Origin of the sequence: Gordonia sp. IITR100, from assembly GCF_002009645.1 — a bacterium.
GTDB classification, from domain to species: domain Bacteria; phylum Actinomycetota; class Actinomycetes; order Mycobacteriales; family Mycobacteriaceae; genus Gordonia; species Gordonia hongkongensis.
In genome coordinates, this window is the sequence record NZ_MVKV01000007.1 from 83011 (window position 1) to 100314 (window position 17304).

General features: G+C 66.9%; 16 protein-coding genes and 2 tRNA genes. 7 read left to right on the plus strand and 11 right to left on the minus strand.

Annotated features, from left to right (window positions below):
* Nucleotides 1-17: 17 nt before the first annotated feature.
* Nucleotides 18-950 carry an NUDIX hydrolase gene (locus tag B1818_RS12405; protein ID WP_058252121.1) on the plus strand — a complete coding sequence of 311 codons (933 nt, stop codon included), beginning with the start codon at nucleotides 18-20 and terminating at the stop codon, nucleotides 948-950.
* Nucleotides 951-1054: 104 nt separating this feature from the next.
* Here B1818_RS12405 and B1818_RS12410 read toward each other — a convergent pair whose 3' ends face one another.
* From B1818_RS12410 to leuC, 3 genes are all read right to left on the minus strand, one after another.
* Nucleotides 1055-1681, minus strand: coding sequence for an HU family DNA-binding protein (locus tag B1818_RS12410; protein WP_078112918.1), 627 nt, complete (start codon nucleotides 1679-1681; stop codon nucleotides 1055-1057).
* A 173-nt stretch (nucleotides 1682-1854) separates the two neighbouring features.
* Complete coding sequence (gene leuD / locus B1818_RS12415) at nucleotides 1855-2448, minus strand: 3-isopropylmalate dehydratase small subunit (RefSeq protein ID WP_078112919.1); 594 nt, start codon at nucleotides 2446-2448, stop codon at nucleotides 1855-1857.
* Nucleotides 2449-2500: 52 nt separating this feature from the next.
* A complete protein-coding gene (gene leuC / locus B1818_RS12420; RefSeq protein WP_078112920.1) occupies nucleotides 2501-3964 on the minus strand; it encodes a 3-isopropylmalate dehydratase large subunit in 1464 nt (487 codons plus the stop codon).
* A gap of 107 nt (nucleotides 3965-4071) precedes the next feature.
* Here leuC and B1818_RS12425 point away from each other — a divergent pair, with 107 nt between their 5' ends.
* Both B1818_RS12425 and B1818_RS12430 read left to right on the plus strand, forming a co-directional pair.
* Nucleotides 4072-4806, plus strand: a complete 735-nt coding sequence (locus B1818_RS12425; RefSeq protein ID WP_058252125.1) for an IclR family transcriptional regulator — start codon at nucleotides 4072-4074, stop codon at nucleotides 4804-4806.
* A 60-nt stretch (nucleotides 4807-4866) separates the two neighbouring features.
* A complete protein-coding gene (locus B1818_RS12430; protein WP_058252126.1) occupies nucleotides 4867-5364 on the plus strand; it encodes a PPOX class F420-dependent oxidoreductase in 498 nt (165 codons plus the stop codon).
* A gap of 130 nt (nucleotides 5365-5494) precedes the next feature.
* Here the strand turns inward: B1818_RS12430 and B1818_RS12435 are convergent.
* The 5 genes from B1818_RS12435 to B1818_RS12455 form a co-directional block, all read right to left on the minus strand.
* Nucleotides 5495-5567, minus strand: a tRNA-Glu gene (locus B1818_RS12435).
* A gap of 54 nt (nucleotides 5568-5621) precedes the next feature.
* Nucleotides 5622-5693 (minus strand) — tRNA-Gln (locus B1818_RS12440).
* Nucleotides 5694-5779: 86 nt separating this feature from the next.
* Entirely contained in the window at nucleotides 5780-7258 is a 1479-nt protein-coding gene (gltX, locus tag B1818_RS12445) for a glutamate--tRNA ligase (protein ID WP_078112921.1), read from the minus strand.
* A 46-nt stretch (nucleotides 7259-7304) separates the two neighbouring features.
* The gene (locus B1818_RS12450; protein WP_065632710.1) at nucleotides 7305-8129 is read right to left on the minus strand and encodes an alpha/beta fold hydrolase; all 825 of its coding nucleotides are present in this window, start codon (nucleotides 8127-8129) and stop codon (nucleotides 7305-7307) included.
* Nucleotides 8126-8896, minus strand: a complete 771-nt coding sequence (locus tag B1818_RS12455) for a fumarylacetoacetate hydrolase family protein (RefSeq protein ID WP_078112922.1) — start codon at nucleotides 8894-8896, stop codon at nucleotides 8126-8128. The genes B1818_RS12450 and B1818_RS12455 overlap by 4 nt, the downstream gene beginning before the upstream one ends.
* A gap of 151 nt (nucleotides 8897-9047) precedes the next feature.
* Here B1818_RS12455 and B1818_RS12460 point away from each other — a divergent pair, with 151 nt between their 5' ends.
* Nucleotides 9048-10277, plus strand: coding sequence for an MFS transporter (locus B1818_RS12460; RefSeq protein ID WP_078112923.1), 1230 nt, complete (start codon nucleotides 9048-9050; stop codon nucleotides 10275-10277).
* Nucleotides 10278-10351: 74 nt separating this feature from the next.
* Here the strand turns inward: B1818_RS12460 and B1818_RS12465 are convergent, their stop codons facing one another.
* Nucleotides 10352-11359, minus strand: a complete 1008-nt coding sequence (locus B1818_RS12465) for a 3-isopropylmalate dehydrogenase (protein WP_065632707.1) — start codon at nucleotides 11357-11359, stop codon at nucleotides 10352-10354.
* Nucleotides 11356-12951, minus strand: a complete 1596-nt coding sequence (gene serA, locus B1818_RS12470) for a phosphoglycerate dehydrogenase (protein ID WP_078112971.1) — start codon at nucleotides 12949-12951, stop codon at nucleotides 11356-11358. Before serA ends, B1818_RS12465 begins: the two co-directional genes overlap by 4 nt.
* Nucleotides 12952-13290: 339 nt before the next feature.
* Between serA and B1818_RS12475 the strand changes: the two genes are divergently transcribed.
* Complete coding sequence (locus B1818_RS12475) at nucleotides 13291-13956, plus strand: trypsin-like peptidase domain-containing protein (RefSeq protein ID WP_078112924.1); 666 nt, start codon at nucleotides 13291-13293, stop codon at nucleotides 13954-13956.
* Nucleotides 13957-14060: 104 nt separating this feature from the next.
* Here the strand turns inward: B1818_RS12475 and B1818_RS12480 are convergent, their stop codons facing one another.
* Nucleotides 14061-15131, minus strand: coding sequence for a LacI family DNA-binding transcriptional regulator (locus B1818_RS12480; RefSeq protein ID WP_323055845.1), 1071 nt, complete (start codon nucleotides 15129-15131; stop codon nucleotides 14061-14063).
* A 198-nt stretch (nucleotides 15132-15329) separates the two neighbouring features.
* Here B1818_RS12480 and B1818_RS12485 point away from each other — a divergent pair, with 198 nt between their 5' ends.
* Complete coding sequence (locus B1818_RS12485) at nucleotides 15330-16409, plus strand: asparaginase (RefSeq protein ID WP_078112926.1); 1080 nt, start codon at nucleotides 15330-15332, stop codon at nucleotides 16407-16409.
* A gap of 4 nt (nucleotides 16410-16413) precedes the next feature.
* On the plus strand, nucleotides 16414-17292 hold the full coding sequence (locus B1818_RS12490) for a polysaccharide deacetylase (RefSeq protein ID WP_058252135.1): 879 nt from the start codon (nucleotides 16414-16416) through the stop codon (nucleotides 17290-17292).
* The last annotated feature ends 12 nt before the right edge of the window (nucleotides 17293-17304 follow it).

The following is a 17304-nucleotide window of genomic DNA, read 5'->3' on the forward strand; positions in this document are numbered from 1 at the left end:
CTACGATCACCATCGACATGGCGAAGAAGACTAATGAGGTGTGGGCCGCCGGCGGTGTGGTCTGGCGACCGGTTGTCCCCGGTCCGACCGGGAACGATGCCGCCGAGATCGACGATGTCGAGATCGCGGTCGTCCACCGCCCCGAGTACGACGACTGGACGCTGCCCAAGGGAAAGGCCGAGCCGGGCGAGACCCTCATCGACACGGCGGTGCGCGAGATCGCCGAGGAGACGGGCCAACACGTCGTTCTCGGCCGGCACCTGGACGACGTCCACTACGACCTCGGCAGTACCCGCAAGCATGTGCGCTACTGGTCGGCGCGAGCGTCCGACGGAGAGTTCGTCGCCGGGCACGAGGTCGACGAGCTGCGGTGGCTCTCCGTCGACGAGGCCCGGGAGATGTTGAGCTATCCGCTCGATCGCACGATCCTCGAGGAGTTCGTGCGGCTACCCGCGGACCTGCACACGTTCCTGTTGGTACGGCACGCCAAGGCCGGTCGGCGCTCGACCTACAAGGGCGACGACCGGTTGCGGCCCCTCGACAAACTCGGCCGGGCGCAAGCCGCCGCCCTCGCCCCACTGCTGATCGCGTTCGGGGCGAGCCGGGTGCACTCGGCCGATCGCGTCCGCTGTGAGCAGACCCTGGAACCGCTACGCGACCGGCTGGGGGTCGAGTTGCACAGCGAGCCGGATCTGTCGGAGGAGACGTATCGGACCAATCCGGCAGCGGCGCAACGCCGGATCCTCGAACTCGCCGCCGACACGACGTCGACCCTGGCGGTCTGCAGTCAGGGCAAGGTGATCCCGCCCCTCATGGACTGGTGGTCCGAGCGCGACTCGATCCCGCTTCCCAAGGCCTCCAACCGCAAGGGCAGTGTGTGGGTTCTGTCCCTGTTCGACGGCCGGCTGGTGGCGGCCGATCACATCGCCGGGCCGCTCCCGACAGCCTGAGTCCCGCGCCCCTCCGCCGGTTGACCCCGAACACGATTCAGCCCCCGGCGGGGGAAGTACGCCGGGGGCTGAATTGTGGTCGTCGACCGCGGTTGTCCCGCAGGTCAGCGACGGGTGGTCTTCTTCGCCGCGGTCTTCTTCGCGGCAGCCTTCTTGGCCGGAGCCTTCTTCGCCGCGGTGGCCTTCTTCGCCGGCGCCGCCTTCTTGGCCGGAGCCTTCTTCGCCGCAGTGGTGGTCTTCTTGGCCGCCGTGGTCTTCGCCGGAGCCTTCTTCGCCGCGGTGGTCTTCTTGGCCGCCGTGGTCTTCGCCGGAGCCTTCTTGGCCGCCGTGGTCTTCTTGGCGGCGGCGGTCGTCTTTTTGGCGGCCGTCTTCTTCGCCGGCGCAGCCTTCTTGGCTGCCGTGGTGGTGGCCCCGCTTCCGCGCTTCACAGCCGGACCGGTCGCGGACAGCTTCTGCTTGCCCGCCACAACAGCTTTGAACTGAGCGCCCGGACGGAACGCCGGCACCGAGGTCGCGCGGACCTTGACGGTCTCGCCGGTGCGCGGGTTACGGGCGACGCGCGGTGCGCGCTTCCGCTTCTCGAATACGCCGAAGCCGGTGATCGTCACGCTCTCGCCCTTGTTGACTGCGCGCACGATCGTGTCGACGACGAGCTCGACGGCTTCAGTCGCAGTCTTGCGATCCGCGTCGAGCTTCTTGGTCAGCTCATCAATGAGCTCCGCCTTGTTCATGAGTACCTCCGCAAGCTGATCTGACCGAGTTTCGGCCAGCTACCAACACACGGTAAACGTCGGATGTGAAAACGTCCATCTTCCACGCCAATTAGGACGCCGTGTTGCGAAATGGCATGGCAGCTCACGACGGTGCCGCCGCGGCGAGATGTCCCCGCCGCGGCGGTGCGGAATCAGTCCGCGAGGGTGCGCGGCTTGAATGCCGGACGCGCCGACTCGTACTCGGAAATCGCCTCTACCTGGCGCAACGTGAGTCCGATGTCATCGAGACCCTCCATCAGACGCCACCGCGTGTAGCCATCAATTGCCAACGGCACCACGAGGTCTCCGGCGGTGACCGTCTTATCGACAAGGCTCACCGTCACTTCGAGGCCAGGATTCTCCTCGAGGCGCTTCCACAGCAGGTCGACGTCGGGCTGCTCGACCTGCGCGGCCACCAGACCCGCCTTGCCCGAGTTGCCGCGGAAGATGTCGGCGAAACGCGACGAGATCACCACGCGGAAGCCGAAATCGGACAGCGCCCAGACCGCGTGTTCACGCGACGACCCGGTGCCGAAGTCGGGACCGGCGACCAGGACCGACCCGCGGCTCCAGGGCTCGTTGTTGAGGATGAAGTCGGGATCGGTCCGCCAACCGGCGAACAGACCGTCCTCAAAGCCGGTGCGCGTCACCCGCTTCAGATAGACGGCCGGGATGATCTGGTCGGTGTCGACGTTGCTGCGACGCAGCGGGACACCGATACCGGTGTGTTCGGTGAACGGTTCCATGAGAAAAGCCCCTGTTCGAATGATGTGGCTGGGATATGGGTCGGACCGTGACTCAACCGAGATCGGCGGGCGCCGGCTGCGAGTCCAGGTCGGCGGGCGCGGACAAGGTGCCGCGCAGCGCGGTGGCCGCTGCCACTCCTGGAGACACGAGGTGCGTTCGGCCACCCTTGCCCTGGCGCCCTTCGAAATTGCGGTTGGAGGTCGACGCACACCGCTCGCCCGGGGCGAGCTGGTCGGGGTTCATGCCGAGGCACATCGAGCACCCGGCCTGCCGCCATTCGGCGCCGGCCGCGAGGAAGATCTCGCCGAGTCCTTCGTCCTCGGCCTGTGCACGCACCCGCATCGAACCGGGCACGATGAGCATCCGCATCCCGTCCGCGACCCTGCGCCCCTTGAGGATGCCGGCGACCTCGCGCAGGTCCTCGATCCGCCCGTTGGTGCAGGAGCCGACGAAGACCGTGTCGACCTTGATGTCGCGCAGCGGCGTTCCGGGCTCGAGGCCCATGTACTCCAGCGCCTTGGCCGCGGCACTAGCCTTGACCTCGTCGCCGTACTCCGCCGGGTCGGGTACCGCGGCGCCGAGCGGTGCACCCTGTCCCGGATTGGTCCCCCACGTGACGAACGGGGTCAGCGAGGCGGCGTCGATGTGCACCTCGGCGTCGAAGGTGGCACCGGGATCGGTGCGCAGACTGTCCCAATAGGCAACGGCAGCATCCCAATCGGCACCCGACGGGGCATGCGGGCGGCCCTTGAGGAACTCGTAGGTGACCTCATCGGGTGCGATCATCCCCGCCCGGGCGCCTGCCTCGATCGACATGTTGCACACCGTCATCCGCGCTTCCATGGAGAGCTTGCGGATCGCCTCCCCGCGGTACTCCAGCACGTAACCCTGCCCGCCGCCGGTGCCGATCTTCGCGATGATCGCGAGGATCAGGTCCTTGCTCGTCACACCGGGCGGGAGCTCGCCGTCGACATTGATCGCCATCGTCTTGAACGGGCGCAGCGAGAGGGTCTGCGTCGCAAGGACGTGCTCGACCTCACTGGTACCGATACCCATCGCGATCGCTCCGAAGGCACCGTGCGTCGAGGTGTGGCTGTCACCGCACACGACGGTCATGCCGGGTTGGGTCAGGCCCAACTGCGGCCCGACCACGTGGACGATGCCCTGCTCGGCGTCACCCATGGGATGAAGGCGGACGCCGAATTCCTCGCAGTTGCTGCGCAGCGTGTCGACCTGGGTCCGCGACACGGGATCGGCGATGGGCTTGTCGATGTCCACCGTCGGGACGTTGTGGTCCTCGGTCGCGATGGTCAGATCCGGTCGGCGGACCGGACGACCGGCGAGGCGCAGACCCTCGAAGGCCTGGGGGCTGGTGACCTCGTGGACGAGGTGGAGATCGATGTAGATCAGGTCGGGATTGGTGTTGCCGGACGCATCGACGTCACCGGGGACGACGACATGGTCGCGCCACACCTTCTCGGCGAGAGTCAGCGGCTGGGCTGGGCTGTTGCTCATGGCTTCACTCGTTATCTGCTCGGGTTCTTCGGACTCTGCACGCGGTGTTGACGTTCTGGCTGTGTTTCGAACGTGCATCTCACTATTTGGACAGCTAGTATCGTCCTATGGGAAAGGATACCGCATCCGCGGTCAGCAGCGGAATCGGAGTGCTCGACAAGTCCGTGGCGGTGCTGCACGCGATCGCCGAGGCGCCGTGCAATCTCTCCGAGCTCTGCGAGCGCACCGGTCTGCCCCGGGCGACGGCACATCGACTCGCCGTGGGACTCGAGACGCACCGCTTTCTGACCAGGGATGTCACCGGCCGCTGGCAGCCCGGCCCCGTCCTCGGCGAACTCGCCTCCTCGGCACACGATCCCGTCACCGAGTCGGCTCTCATGGTCCTCCCCCGGCTCCGCGACATCACCGGCGAATCGGTTCAGGTCTATCGCCGCGAAGGTGCCGAACGCGTCTGCGTCGCCGCGATGGAACCACCGACCGGCCTGCGTGACACCGTGCCGGTGGGCACCCGCTTCCCCATGAGCGCAGGGTCCGCGGCGAAAGTCCTCCTCGCCTGGGCCGACCCTGCCACCCAGCGCGCGCTCGTGCCGGACAGCGTCTTCAGCGAGCGCGCACTGCACGAGATCCGCCGGCGCGGGTGGGCCCAGAGTGCCGGTGAACGCGCCGCCGGAGTCGCGAGTGTGTCGGCTCCCGTGCGCGACGGCAACGGTGACGTGGTCGCCGCGATCTCGGTGTCCGGGCCGATCGACCGGATGGGCCGACGACCCGGTGCACGCTGGGCCGCCGATCTGCTCGCCGCCGCCGACGCCATCCACAAACGCCTCCAGGCCGCACGTCCCTGACCCAGAGCCGTTGCACCCGGAGCGGTTCCGATGGACCCGCCGGTGGGCTAGCGTCGGGGAATGGGAGTCAACCAACGCAATCAGATCGTCATGTCCGAGGCCGAGATCGCGGAGTTCGTGGCGCGCAGCCGGACCGCGACCCTCGCCACCACCGGAGCGGACGGGAGCATCCACCTCGTGGCGATGTGGTACGGGATCATCGACGGCGAGATCTGGTTCGAGACCAAATCCAAGTCGCAGAAGGCGGTCAACATCCGTCGCAACAACCGGTGCTCGGTGATGATCGAGGACGGTGACACCTACGACACACTGCGCGGCGTCACCTTCGAGGGCACTGCCGAGATCCTCGACGACCCGGACTCGTGCCTGAAGGTCGGCATCAGCGTCTGGGAACGCTACACAGCGCCCTACACCGAAGAGTCGCGACCATTCGTCGAGCAGATGATGAACAAGCGCGTCGCCGTCCGGATCCGTCCGTCCCGCACCCGTTCCTGGGACCACCGCAAGCTCGGCATCCCCGAGATGCCGGCCTCGGGCACCACCGCCGAATTCCTCTGACCGCAGTCCCGGCGCGACACCTTCCGACCCTTGTCCGTGTTTCGGTGTGATCATCGCAACACGGACGAGATGGTCTGTCGCGCAATGAAAAACACCCTCCCCCTGCATCGCAGAGGAAGGGTGTTTCTCGTAGCCCCGACGGGATTCGAACCCGCGCTACCGCCTTGAGAGGGCGGCGTCCTAGGCCGCTAGACGACGGGGCCATGGGAACTTCCGGCGATCAAGACCTTAGCACGGTCTCGATCTCTTTCTGTCCGCTGGGGTACCAGGACTCGAACCTAGAATGGCGGTACCAGAAACCGCTGTGTTGCCAATTACACCATACCCCATTGGCTTGGTTCTCCTTGCGGAAAACTGCCGAGAAAGAGAGTATCAAAGGGTTACCGTAAGTCCACAAACGTGCAGCTCAGCGGCACTATTTGGCTGCGATCTCCCGTGCCGAGGCCAGCCGCGCGAGCGCCTTGTCGCGACCCAGGATCTCCATCGATTCGAAGAGCGGCGGACTGACCTGGGAGCCGGTCACCGCCACGCGTACGGGACCGAACGCCTTGCGCGGTTTGAGCCCCAGATCGTCCACCAGCGCAGCATTCAGTGCGTCCTGCAGTGCGGCGGTGGTGAAGGAGTCCAGCGACTCGACCGCGGCGATGGTGGCGTCCAGGACCGGCACCGCGTCGGCGCCCAGGTTCTTGCTCGCCGCCTTCTCGTCGATCGTGAACTCGTCGTCGGAGACGTAGGCGAAGGAGATGAGGTCCCAGGCGTCGCCGAGGACCTGGATACGCGTCTGCACGAGTTCGGCCAGAGCCGCGAAGGTCTCGTCGTCGGCGCTCTCGGGGAGCTTGCCCTGCGCGACGAGATACGACCGCAGCCGCGCCGTGAAGTCGGCGACCTCGAGCATCCGGATGTGCTCGGCGTTGATGGCGTCGGCCTTCTTCTGATCGAACCGTGCGGGGTTCGAGTTGACCTGTCGCACATCGAAAGCCGCGATCATCTCGGCCAGGCTGAAGACGTCGACATCACTCTTGTAACCCCAGCCGAGCAGCGCGAGGTAGTTGAGCAGACCCTCGGGGATGAAACCGCGGTCGCGATGGTGGAAGAGGTTCGACTGGGGGTCGCGCTTGGAGAGCTTCTTGTTGCCCTCACCCATCACGAAGGGCAGGTGCCCGAAGGCCGGCACGGCGTCGGCGACGCCGATTCGGATCAGCGCGTCGTACAGCGCGAGCTGCCGCGGAGTCGACGACAGGAGATCCTCGCCGCGCAGCACATGGGTGATCTTCATCATCGCGTCGTCGACCGGGTTGACCAGCGTGTAGAGCGGATCGCCGGTCGCACGGGTCAGCGCGAAGTCGGGAACGGTACCCGCCTTGATCGTCGTCGTGCCGCGCACGAGGTCGTCCCAGGTGAGGTCGGTGTCCGGCATCCGCAGGCGGACAACGGGTTTACGTCCTTCGGCGAGGTAGGCCGCACGTTGCTCGGGCGTCAGGTCACGATCGAAGTTGTCGTACCCGAGCTTGGGGTCGCGTCCGGCGGCGCGGTGCCGGGCCTCCACCTCTTCCGGGGTCGAGAACGCCTCGTAGGCCTCGCCGGCCTCGAGAAGGCGGGCGACGACGTCGGCATGGAGTTCCCGCCGCTCGGACTGCCGGTAGGGACCGTAGGGACCGCCCACCTCCGGCCCCTCGTCCCAGTCGAGACCGAGCCAGCGCAAGGCGTCGAGGATGGCCTCGTAGGATTCTTCGCTGTCTCGCGACGAGTCGGTGTCCTCGATGCGGAAGACGAAGGTGCCACCGTCGTGCCGGGCCTGCGCGAAATTGAAGAGCGCGGTCCGCACGAGTCCCACGTGGGGAGTGCCGGTCGGGGATGGACAGAATCGGACGCGAACGGCCTCACTACTGGTCATGAGGCTCAGCGTATCGAAGCCGACCGCCGCCCCCGCACGCCCGCCGTCAGGCCCGGTGGCGCTCGCAGAACTCCACCAGGACCCGGTTCACCTCGGCCGGCTGTTCGAGATAACCGAAATGACCGGCCCGCTCGATCTCGACGTACTCCGCGCCCGGAATGGCCTCGGCGACTTCGCGCGCCAGCTTCGCCGGCAGGGTCCGGTCGTCGGCGAATCCGACGACCAGCGCGGGCCGGGTGATGCCGCGGTACGCCGCGAGACGGTTGGACTCCTTGTTGTGGAGTTCGAGCTGTGCGCGGACGCCCGGGGTGATCGTCTGCGGGGAGAACCCGATGATGTCGAGCCAGTCTCGCGCGGTGCGGTCGTCGTCGAGCGTGTGCGGCGACAGGTTGAGATGCGCGGTGATGGCGGCCTCGTACTCCGGTGGCAGCTTGATCTTGTTGTCGTAGAGGGCCCGCTCACCGGCCGAGATCGCTTCCTGCAGTGGGGTGTTGCGGCCGTACGTCGCAACCATCACCGCCGCCTTGACCACGTCGGGGCGGGCCAGCGCCAGTTCCTGGGTGATCCGGGCACCCAACGAGGTGCCGATCACGATCGCCGGACCGCGGCCGAGGTGTTCGATCAGGGCCGCGGTGTCGGCGACCATGTCGTCGAGCGTGAAACCCTCGGCACACTCCGACGACGGTGCGACACCGCGGTTGTCGAACGTCACGACGGTGAAGCCGGCTTTCACCAGCGCGGGTTCCTGATGCGCCTTCCAGACGCGGCCGGGACTTCCGGTTCCCATGACCATGACCACGAGCGGGCCCGACCCGGCGAGGCTGTAGGAGATGTCGATCCCGTTGACACGGGCCGTGCTGGGAGCTGTCACTTGTCCACCACCGGGTTGGAGAGCGTACCGATACCGTCGACGGTCACCGAGATACGTTGACCGGCGACCATGGGCCCGACCCCTTCCGGGGTGCCCGTGAGGATCACGTCGCCGGGCAGCAGGGTCATCACGCGCGAGATCCACTCGACGATCTCACCGACGTCGTGGAGCATCAGCGATGTCCGGGTCCGCTGCTTGACCTCGCCGTCGAGTTCCGTCACGAGTTCGACGTCCGACGGATCGAGCGCGGTGTCGATCCACGGGCCGAGCGGACAGAAGGTGTCGTACCCCTTGCCGCGGGTCCACTGACCGTCGGCCTGCTGGTGGTCGCGGGCGGTTACGTCGTTGGCGACCGTGTATCCGAGGATCACGTCCTTCGCCTGCGCGGCCTTCACATCCTTGCACGGGCGTCCGATGACGGCCGCGAGTTCTCCCTCGTAATCGACCCGTTGCGACGACGGCGGACGCACGATGGGTACCTCGGGGCCGATGATCGAGGTGTTGGGCTTGAGGAAGATCACCGGGTCGGCCGGCGCCTCGCCGCCCATCTCCGCCGCGTGTGCGGCGTAGTTCTTGCCGATGCAGATCACCTTGCTGGCGAGGATCGGCGCCAACACCCGAACATCCGCCAGCTTCCACGACCGGCCGGTGAACGTCGGCGTACCGAAGGGATGTTCGGCGATCTCCTTGACGACGGCGTCGTCTCCGTCGCCCTCGACGGACACAAAGGCCACGCCGTCAGGACTCGCAATTCGACCTAAGCGCATGTCCAGACCCTATCGCACCGCCGATCCCACACGTTGGGAGACGAATTGGCGGACGTCGGTGCCGGTTTTACAATGTGGTCATACTGTTTCATATATTGAGATAGCCAACCCCGGTTCACCGGGTCCGGACAGACAGCGAGGTGAGTAGACCATGACCGATGTCGACGACATCACCACTGCCCGAAGGTGGATCATCCTCGGGTGCTCGCTGCTCGCCGCGCTCACCACGACTTGTGTGGTCAGCGGTGTCGCCTACCTGATCCCCACGCTGCACACCGACGCCGGACTCACCCTCACCCAGGCCTCGGCGCTTGCCGCGATCCCGACGGTCGGACTGATGGCGGCGACGATCCCGTGGGGAATCCTGTTGGACCGCTGCGGCGAACGACGGATCCTATTGCTGTCGCTGTCGATCTCGCTCGCCGGCGCGACCGGGGCGGCCGTCGCCGCGTCAGCCGATGCGTCCTATGCCGTCGTGGGTGCCGCGCTCTTCGTGGGTGGTCTCGGCTCGGGTGCGGCGAACGGGGCCAGCGGCCGCATCGTCGTCGGCTGGTTTCCCGCACACCAGCGTGGGACTGCGATGGGCATCCGGCAGATGGCACAACCGCTGGGGATCGGCGTCTGCGCTCTCACCATGCCGGTTGTCGCAGCGAGTTCGGGACCCGCTGCGGCACTAGCGATCCCAGCCGTGGTGACTGCTGCAGGACTCGTCGCGGTGGTCGTCGGCATCACCGATCCGCCGCGTCGGCCGGCTCCCGCGTCGACGGTCGGCAACCCTCCCCCGCGCATGAATCCCTACCGCGACAACTCTTTCCTCGCACGCATCCACATCGTCAGCATGCTGCTGGTCATCCCCCAGTCCATGCTGTGGACCTTCGTACCGACCTGGCTGATCGTCGCGCACGGGTGGTCACCGGCCGGCGCCGGAACCCTGATCACCGTGACCCAGATCATCGGTGCACTGGGCCGGATCGTCGCCGGACGGTGGTCGGACGCCTGGATGTCGCGGATGCGACCGGTCCGCGTGATCGCGGTGGCCGGTGTCGCCGCCATGTCCGCGCTCGCGATCGCCGACTGGTTCGACAGCCCACTCGCGCCCGCGCTCATGGCGGTGGCGAGTGTGATCTCGGTGGCCGACAACGGCTTGGCGTTCACCGCCATCGCCGAGTACGTCGGACCGGAATGGAGCGGCCGCGGACTCGCCGTACAGAACACCGGACAGTATCTGGTGACCGCGGCGACCACACCGCTTCTCGGAGCACTCATCGCGACCGTCGGTTTCCCGATCGCCTTCGCCGCGACCGCCCTGGCACCGCTCGTCTCGACGCCCCTGGTCCCGCGCGACCGGATGCGAGAACCCGATGAGCTGGTCGACGCCTGAACCCACCACCAACGGACGAACCCTCCACCGAATTGGTGGCGGGTTCGTCCCTTGCTGGTGAATATGCCTGCGAACTACAGCCGTTCGCGGATACGCGCACCGATCTCTGAGGTGCTGAACGTACCGCTGCGCTCGGCGAGGTCGTCGGCGACGGCCTTCTCGATCCGGGCCGCGGCGTCGTCGTCGCCGAGATGCTGGAGCAGGAGCGCGACCGACAGGATCGCGGCTGTCGGATCGGCCTTGCCCTGCCCGGCGATGTCGGGTGCCGAGCCGTGCACCGGCTCGAACATCGACGGGTTGGCGCCGGTGGCGTCGATGTTGCCCGACGCAGCCAGCCCGATACCACCGCTCACCGCGGCGGCGATGTCGGTGATGATGTCGCCGAACAGGTTGTCGGTGACGATCACGTCGAAGCGGCCGGGGTCGGTGACCAGGTAGATGGTCGCCGCGTCCACGTGGCAGTAGTCGGTGGTGACGTCGGGGAACTCGGCACCCACCTCCTCGACCGCGCGACTCCACATCGACCCGGCGAAGGTCAATACGTTGGTCTTGTGGACCAGCGTCAGCTTCTTGCGACGCTGCTGGGCACGCTGAAATGCGTTGCGCACGACGCGTTCCACACCGAATCGGGTGTTGACGCTGACCTCGGTGGCGACCTCGTTCGGGGTTCCGACACGGATGGCGCCACCGTTGCCGGTGTAGGGCCCCTCGGTCCCCTCCCGCACGACCACGAAGTCGATGTCGGGGTCGCCCGCGAGGGGCGAGGAGACACCGGGGAAGCGGCGCGACGGCCGCAGGTTGACGTGGTGGTCGAGTGCGAATCGCATCGTCAGGAGCAGACCGCGCTCCAGCACGCCCGACGGTACGGACGGATCGCCGATGGCGCCCAACAGGATCGCGTCGTGACGACGAAGCGACTCGAGGTCGTCCTCGGTGAGCAGCTCGCCGTTGCGGTGGTAGCGGCGCGCGCCGAGGTCGAACTCGGTGGTGCTCACCGACGGTACGACCGAGTCGAGGACGCCCAGCGCCTCGCCGATGACCTCGGGACCGATGCCGTCGCCGGCGATGACTGCGAGTTTCATGCGAGGTCGACCTGTTCGATGAGGGTTGCGCTGACCGCGTCACCGATCGCGGCGACGACCTGGTCGTCGAGGACGCTGCTCACGCGCAGCATCATGGTCGCGCCGCCGCCCTCGGCGTCCTGCGACAAACCGGCCGCCAGGATGTCGATGCCGGCGTTCCCGAGCAGCGTTCCGATCTTGCCGAGGGAACCCGGCTGGTCGGCGTAGCTGACGATGAGGTTGTGCCCTTCGGCACGCAGGTCGAAGTTGCGGCCGTTGATGTTGACGATCTTCTCCACCAGGCGCGGACCCGACAGGGTGCCCGAGACATTGTGGGTCGAGCCGTCGGCGAACACGGCCTTCACGTCGACCACGCTGCGGTGGTTGGGGCTCTCCGGGGCGGTGGTGACCTCGCTGGTCACGCCGCGTCCCTCGGCGACCGCGGGGGCGTTGACGAAGGTGACCGGCTCGTCGAGCACCGCGGAGAACAGGCCGCGCAGCGCGGACAGGCCGAGCACGTCGACGTTGTTCGCGGCGAGTTCACCCCGTACGTCGACGACGATGGAGGTCGGCGGCTCCTTGCTGATGGCGCCGACGAGCACGCCCGCCTTGCGAGCGACCTCGAGCCACGGTGCGACCTCTTCGTCGACGGCACCCCCGGTGATGTTGACGGCGTCGGGGACGAAGTGACCGGCCAGCGCTAGGCGGACGCTCTTGGCGACGTCGGTGCCCGCGCGATCCTGCGCCTCGCTGGTCGATGCGCCGAGGTGGGGCGTCACGACGACCTGCGGCAGCTCGAAGAGCGGCGAGTCGGTGCAGGGCTCGGTGGCGAAGACGTCCAGGCCGGCCGCGCGGACCTGACCGGAGTTGATCGCGTCGGCCAGTGCCTGCTCGTCGATGAGACCACCGCGGGCGGCGTTGACGATGACGACGCCCTTCTTGGTCCGGGCGAGCTGCTCGGCGCCGATGAGGCCCAGGGTCTCCGGGGTCTTCGGCAGGTGGACGGTGATGAAGTCGGCGCGCTCGAGGAGTTCGTCGAGGCTGACCAGCTCGATCCCGAGCTGGGCCGCACGAGCCGGCGACACGTAGGGGTCGTAGGCGATGATGTGGGTTTCGAAAGCTGCCAGCCGCGCGGCCACCAGCTGGCCGATGCGGCCGAGTCCGACGACACCGACCGTCTTGTCGAAGATCTCGACGCCGTTGAACGACGAACGCTTCCAGGTCTTCTCGCGCAAGGTGGCGTCCGCGGCCGGGATCTGGCGCGACGCGGCCATCAGCAGCGCGACGGCATGTTCGGCCGCGGTGTGGATGTTCGAGGTCGGGGCGTTGACGACCATGACGCCGCGCTCGGTCGCGGCAGGCACGTCGACGTTGTCCAGACCGACACCCGCCCGGGCGATGATCTTCAGCTTCTTGCCCGCGTCGAGGACCTCGGCATCCACGGTCGTCGCGGAGCGGACCAGGATGGCGTCGGCGTCGACGACCGCCTCGAGCAACTTGGGACGATCCGGGCCGTCGACCCATCGCACCTCGACACCGTCACCGAGTGCTTCCACGGTGGACGGCGCCAGCTTGTCGGCGATGAGTACAACCGGGCGGCCAGCAGAGCTCACAGTCATTTCTCCAGGTTCGGGGAGTGCGGTTTCACGAACGTCGGTACGGAGTGTCGATGACGACTCCGTACGACAGCTTAAAGGTGTGGTAGGTCCCGTCGAGCACGCGGTCTACCCCGAAACGAGAGCCCTGTCCCCCGGCACGAGTAGAGTGTGACGCGCATTACGGCAACTCGCGCGGCGCATCACAGAAGTGTTGCAAACCGACCGCGGCTCGATCCCACGCCGCCGTGCGCGCGTGGGGCGCCCGGTACGGTGTGCTTGCCGCCCATCGCGAAGTTCCCGACGGGCGGCGATGCCCGTGATCGAGAACTGGTTGACCCGAGAAGTGGAGTGCGGATGACGAAGAAGCTGACAGTACTGTTGGCGGTTTTGACTGCGACGGTGCTGGCCGGCTGGGGAGGGGGCGTCGCGGTCGCCGCACCGGCGAAGATCTTCATGGGAGGCGGGTCCGGAATCCTGGTGCTCAAGGGCGGCAACTCGGCCGCGGCCTGCACCCTGACCACCATCGGCCGCTCGAAGACCAACAAGCTCATCGGGGTCACCGCGGGACATTGTGGCACTCCCGGCCAGAAGGTCTACTCCGAGACGTTCCAGGACCGCGGCCAGGCAGGCACCATCACCTACACCGCGCCGGATCTCGACATGGCGATCGTCGAACTCGACGCCTCGCGAGTCGTGCCGCTGCGCACGGTCCGCGGCGTGACGATCCGCTCGGTCGACCAGGCGCCGCTCGCCTTCCCGACCATCGCCTGCAAAGAAGGCCGGACCACCGGCAACACCTGCGGCATCGCCTGGTTCTCCGACGGCGACGTGCACGTCAGCCAGATGTGCGTCATCGAAGGTGACTCCGGTAGCCCCGTGGTCGTCGGCGACCGGCTGGTGGGCATGGTGAACGCCTACTACTTCCTCGGTTGCCTCGGCCCCGAGACCGGCACCAACATCCAGCCGATCCTGAAGCGGATCGCTTCGCTCGACGCTTACAAGGGATTCCGGGTCGCCTGACGACTCTGGGTCCCACCCCCACCGACGCCCCGGATGGTTTCCCTCCGGGGCGTCGTCGTGTCCGGGGTGACGTACGCGACGCCGCTGCATGTGGTGTTCGCCCGTCAGGCCTCGACGGATGGCGGGTCGCCCGCCTGCTCGCTCACGGAGGTGCTGCTCGATCGGATGATCAGCTCAGGCTCGAGCACGACCGACTCGGGCGTCCGGCCGCCGATGACCTCGAGCAGCAAGCCAACCGCTCGTCTGCCCATCTCGTGCATGGGCGACCGGATCGTGGTCAGTGGGACGGCCCCGCCCGCTGCGATGGGCGTGTCGTTGTAACCGACGAGTGCAACGTCATCGGGTACCCGGATCCCGCGATCGCGCAGGGCCCCGAAGGCTCCGATGGCAGCGAAGTCGTTCGTCGCGAAGATGGCATCCGGCACCGACCCGGTCTCCAGCAGCTGCTCGACCGCGGCACGACCGCCGGCCGGGTCGAAACCCGAATAGACGATACGGTCGTCCGGGATCTCGACGCCCTGTTCGGCGAACGCGGTCACGATGCCGTTGGTGCGGTCACGTGCGGTGGACGCGAACTCCCAGCCGGCGAGGACCGCGACATCTCGCCGCCCGGTGTCGTACAGATGCCCACCGACCAGCCGTCCGCCCTTGACGTCGTCGACCGTCGCCGAGGGATAGTCCCCCGCCGTTCGTGACACGAGCGCGAATTTGACTCCCTCCGAATAGATCTCGTCGAGGAAGTGGTGATCGAGATGAGCGTCCCCGTAGATCAGGCCATCGACACGGCGGTCGATCATCATGCGGGTCCGCGAGCGTTGATTATCGGGCTTGTCCAGTGAGTTGGTGACGAAGGTCGAGAGTCCCGAGTCGTAGGCCGCCTCCTCGACTCCCTCGTAGATGGTGGCGAGTACGTAGTCCTGTAGCCGCGGTACGAGTACGCCTATCAGTCCGGAGCGACGGGTCCGCAGGCTCGATGCCTGGGGGTTCGGCGAATAGCCATGTTCGGAGGCGAATGCGCGTATCCGGGCGACAGTGTCGGAGGACCCCCAGCGGAGCGCGGCGTCGCCGGGCGTGTTGAGCACCCGGGACACGGTTGACGGGCTGACCCCCAGTTCGGTGGCGATCATGCGGAGTGTCAGCGGCCCCCTCGCCGTCCCCTGTACTGGCTTTCTCAACCCGGCCCTCTCTCGTCGATGGCCCACAGCGTACCCAACGACTTCTGTTACGTCGCGATTTACACATTCGTTTGGCGGAAGTTACACAAACGATTGCGTCAAACGTTTGGGTTGTGCTTCACTTCACGTCATGCACGTCACAGTCATCCGAATCGCTCCCGCCATCGGGGGCCTCACCACACCTTCGAGCCGCAACCGATGACGCGGATCGCCATCGTCGCCACGGGCGGCACCATTGCCTCCGAGGCCACCGACGCCGGGGTCGTGGCGACCAAGACCGCCGCGCAACTAGTCGAACGGGCGGGCCTCGACGACATCGAGATCGAGACGGTCGATCTGATGACGGTGGGCTCCTACCGGCTGACACTCGGACATCTGCGGCAGATCAGTGACGCGGTCGGCGCACTTCTCACCCGGTCCACGGAACGGGTCGACGGCGTGGTGATCACGCACGGAACCGACACCATGGAGGAAACTGCGATCCTCCTCGACCTCGTCCACGACGATCCCCGTCCCGTCGTCCTGACGGGTGCCCAACGGGCCGGCGACAACGCCGACGGTGACGGTCCGGGCAACCTCACCGACGCCGTCCGCGTCGCCGCGACGCCGACCGCCCGCGACCGTGGCGTCATGATCGTCTTCGCCGGACAGATCATCCCCGCCCGGGGGGCACGAAAGATCCACACGACCGCACTCGATGCATTCCGCTCCGTCGTCTCTGCCTCGTCGGGGAAGGTGACGAATGGGCAGGTCCGCTTCGGGCCCACGGCGCCGCGACCCGACCCGTTGCCACGCCCAGATGCTGGATTCGACGACACGCGTGTCGATCTCGTCGACGTCTATCCCGGTGCGGACGACGCGCTGCTGCGCGCGGCTGCGGCCTGCGGCGCCGCCGGAATCGTGCTGGCGGGAACCGGTATCGGCAACGGCAACCCGGCGATCGTCGAAGCCGCGGCCGACCTCGTCGATGACGGCCTGGCGCTCGTCCTGTCCACCCGTGTACCGGCCGGACCCGTCCGCGGCGTCTACGGCAACGGCGGCGGTGCGGATCTGGTCGGCGCCGGCGTCCCACCCGTCTCCGGCCTGCCTGCGACGCAGGCACGGATTCTGTTGGCGCTGTTGCTGTCCACCGGCCGGACGCGCGACCAGCCCCTCGCCCACTTGATCGAGACATATGCAGATGTGTCGCCGAACCGGGCATCGAATTCCGACGTTTCCACCGACATCCACACGACCCTCATCCACGACAACGAGCTCCCGAACACCAAGGAGGACTGAAACAATGGCCAAGGAAATCTTCGTAGCTTTCGGCATCGACGTCGACGCGGTCGGCGGCTGGCTCGGCTCATACGGCGGCGAGAACTCTCCCGGGGACATTTCTCGCGGAGTGTTCGCGGGTGAGGTCGGCGTCCCCCGCCTCAACAACCTGCTCGCGAAATACGATCTCCCGGCAACCTGGTTCTGGCCGGGGCACTCCGTCGAGACATTCCCCGAACAGTTCGATCAGGTCGTCGCCGCGGGACACGAGATCGGTTTGCACGGATACAGTCACGAGAACCCGATCGCGATGACACGTGAGCAGGAATCGGAGATCCTCGATCACTGCATCGATCTGATCAGCACTCGGACCGGCAAGCGGCCCACCGGATACGTCGCGCCATGGTGGGAGTTCAGCAAGGTCACCAACGAGTTGCTCGTCGAGCGCGGGATCACCTACGACCACTCGCTGATGCATCGTGACTTCGAGCCGTACTACGTCCGGGTGGGTGACTCATGGACCCCGATCGATTACGACAAGCCGGCCGCGGAATGGATGAAACCGCTCGTCCGCGGTGAGGAGACCGACCTGGTCGAGATCCCGGCGAGCTGGTACCTCGACGATCTCCCCCCGATGATGTTCATCAAGGGCAGCCCGAACAGCCACGGATTCGTCAATCCGCGACACATCGAGGAGATGTGGCGTGACCAGTTCGACTGGGTCTATCGCGAAAGCGACTACGCCGTCTTCACATTCACCATCCACCCGGACGTCTCCGGCCGGCCGCAGGTGTTGCTCATGCTCGAGCGCCTGATCGAGCACATCAATTCGCACGACGGTATCCGTTGGGCGGATTTCGACACCATCGCCGAAGACTTCAAGAAGCGCTCGCCGCGCCGCTGACTTCCGGGCCGC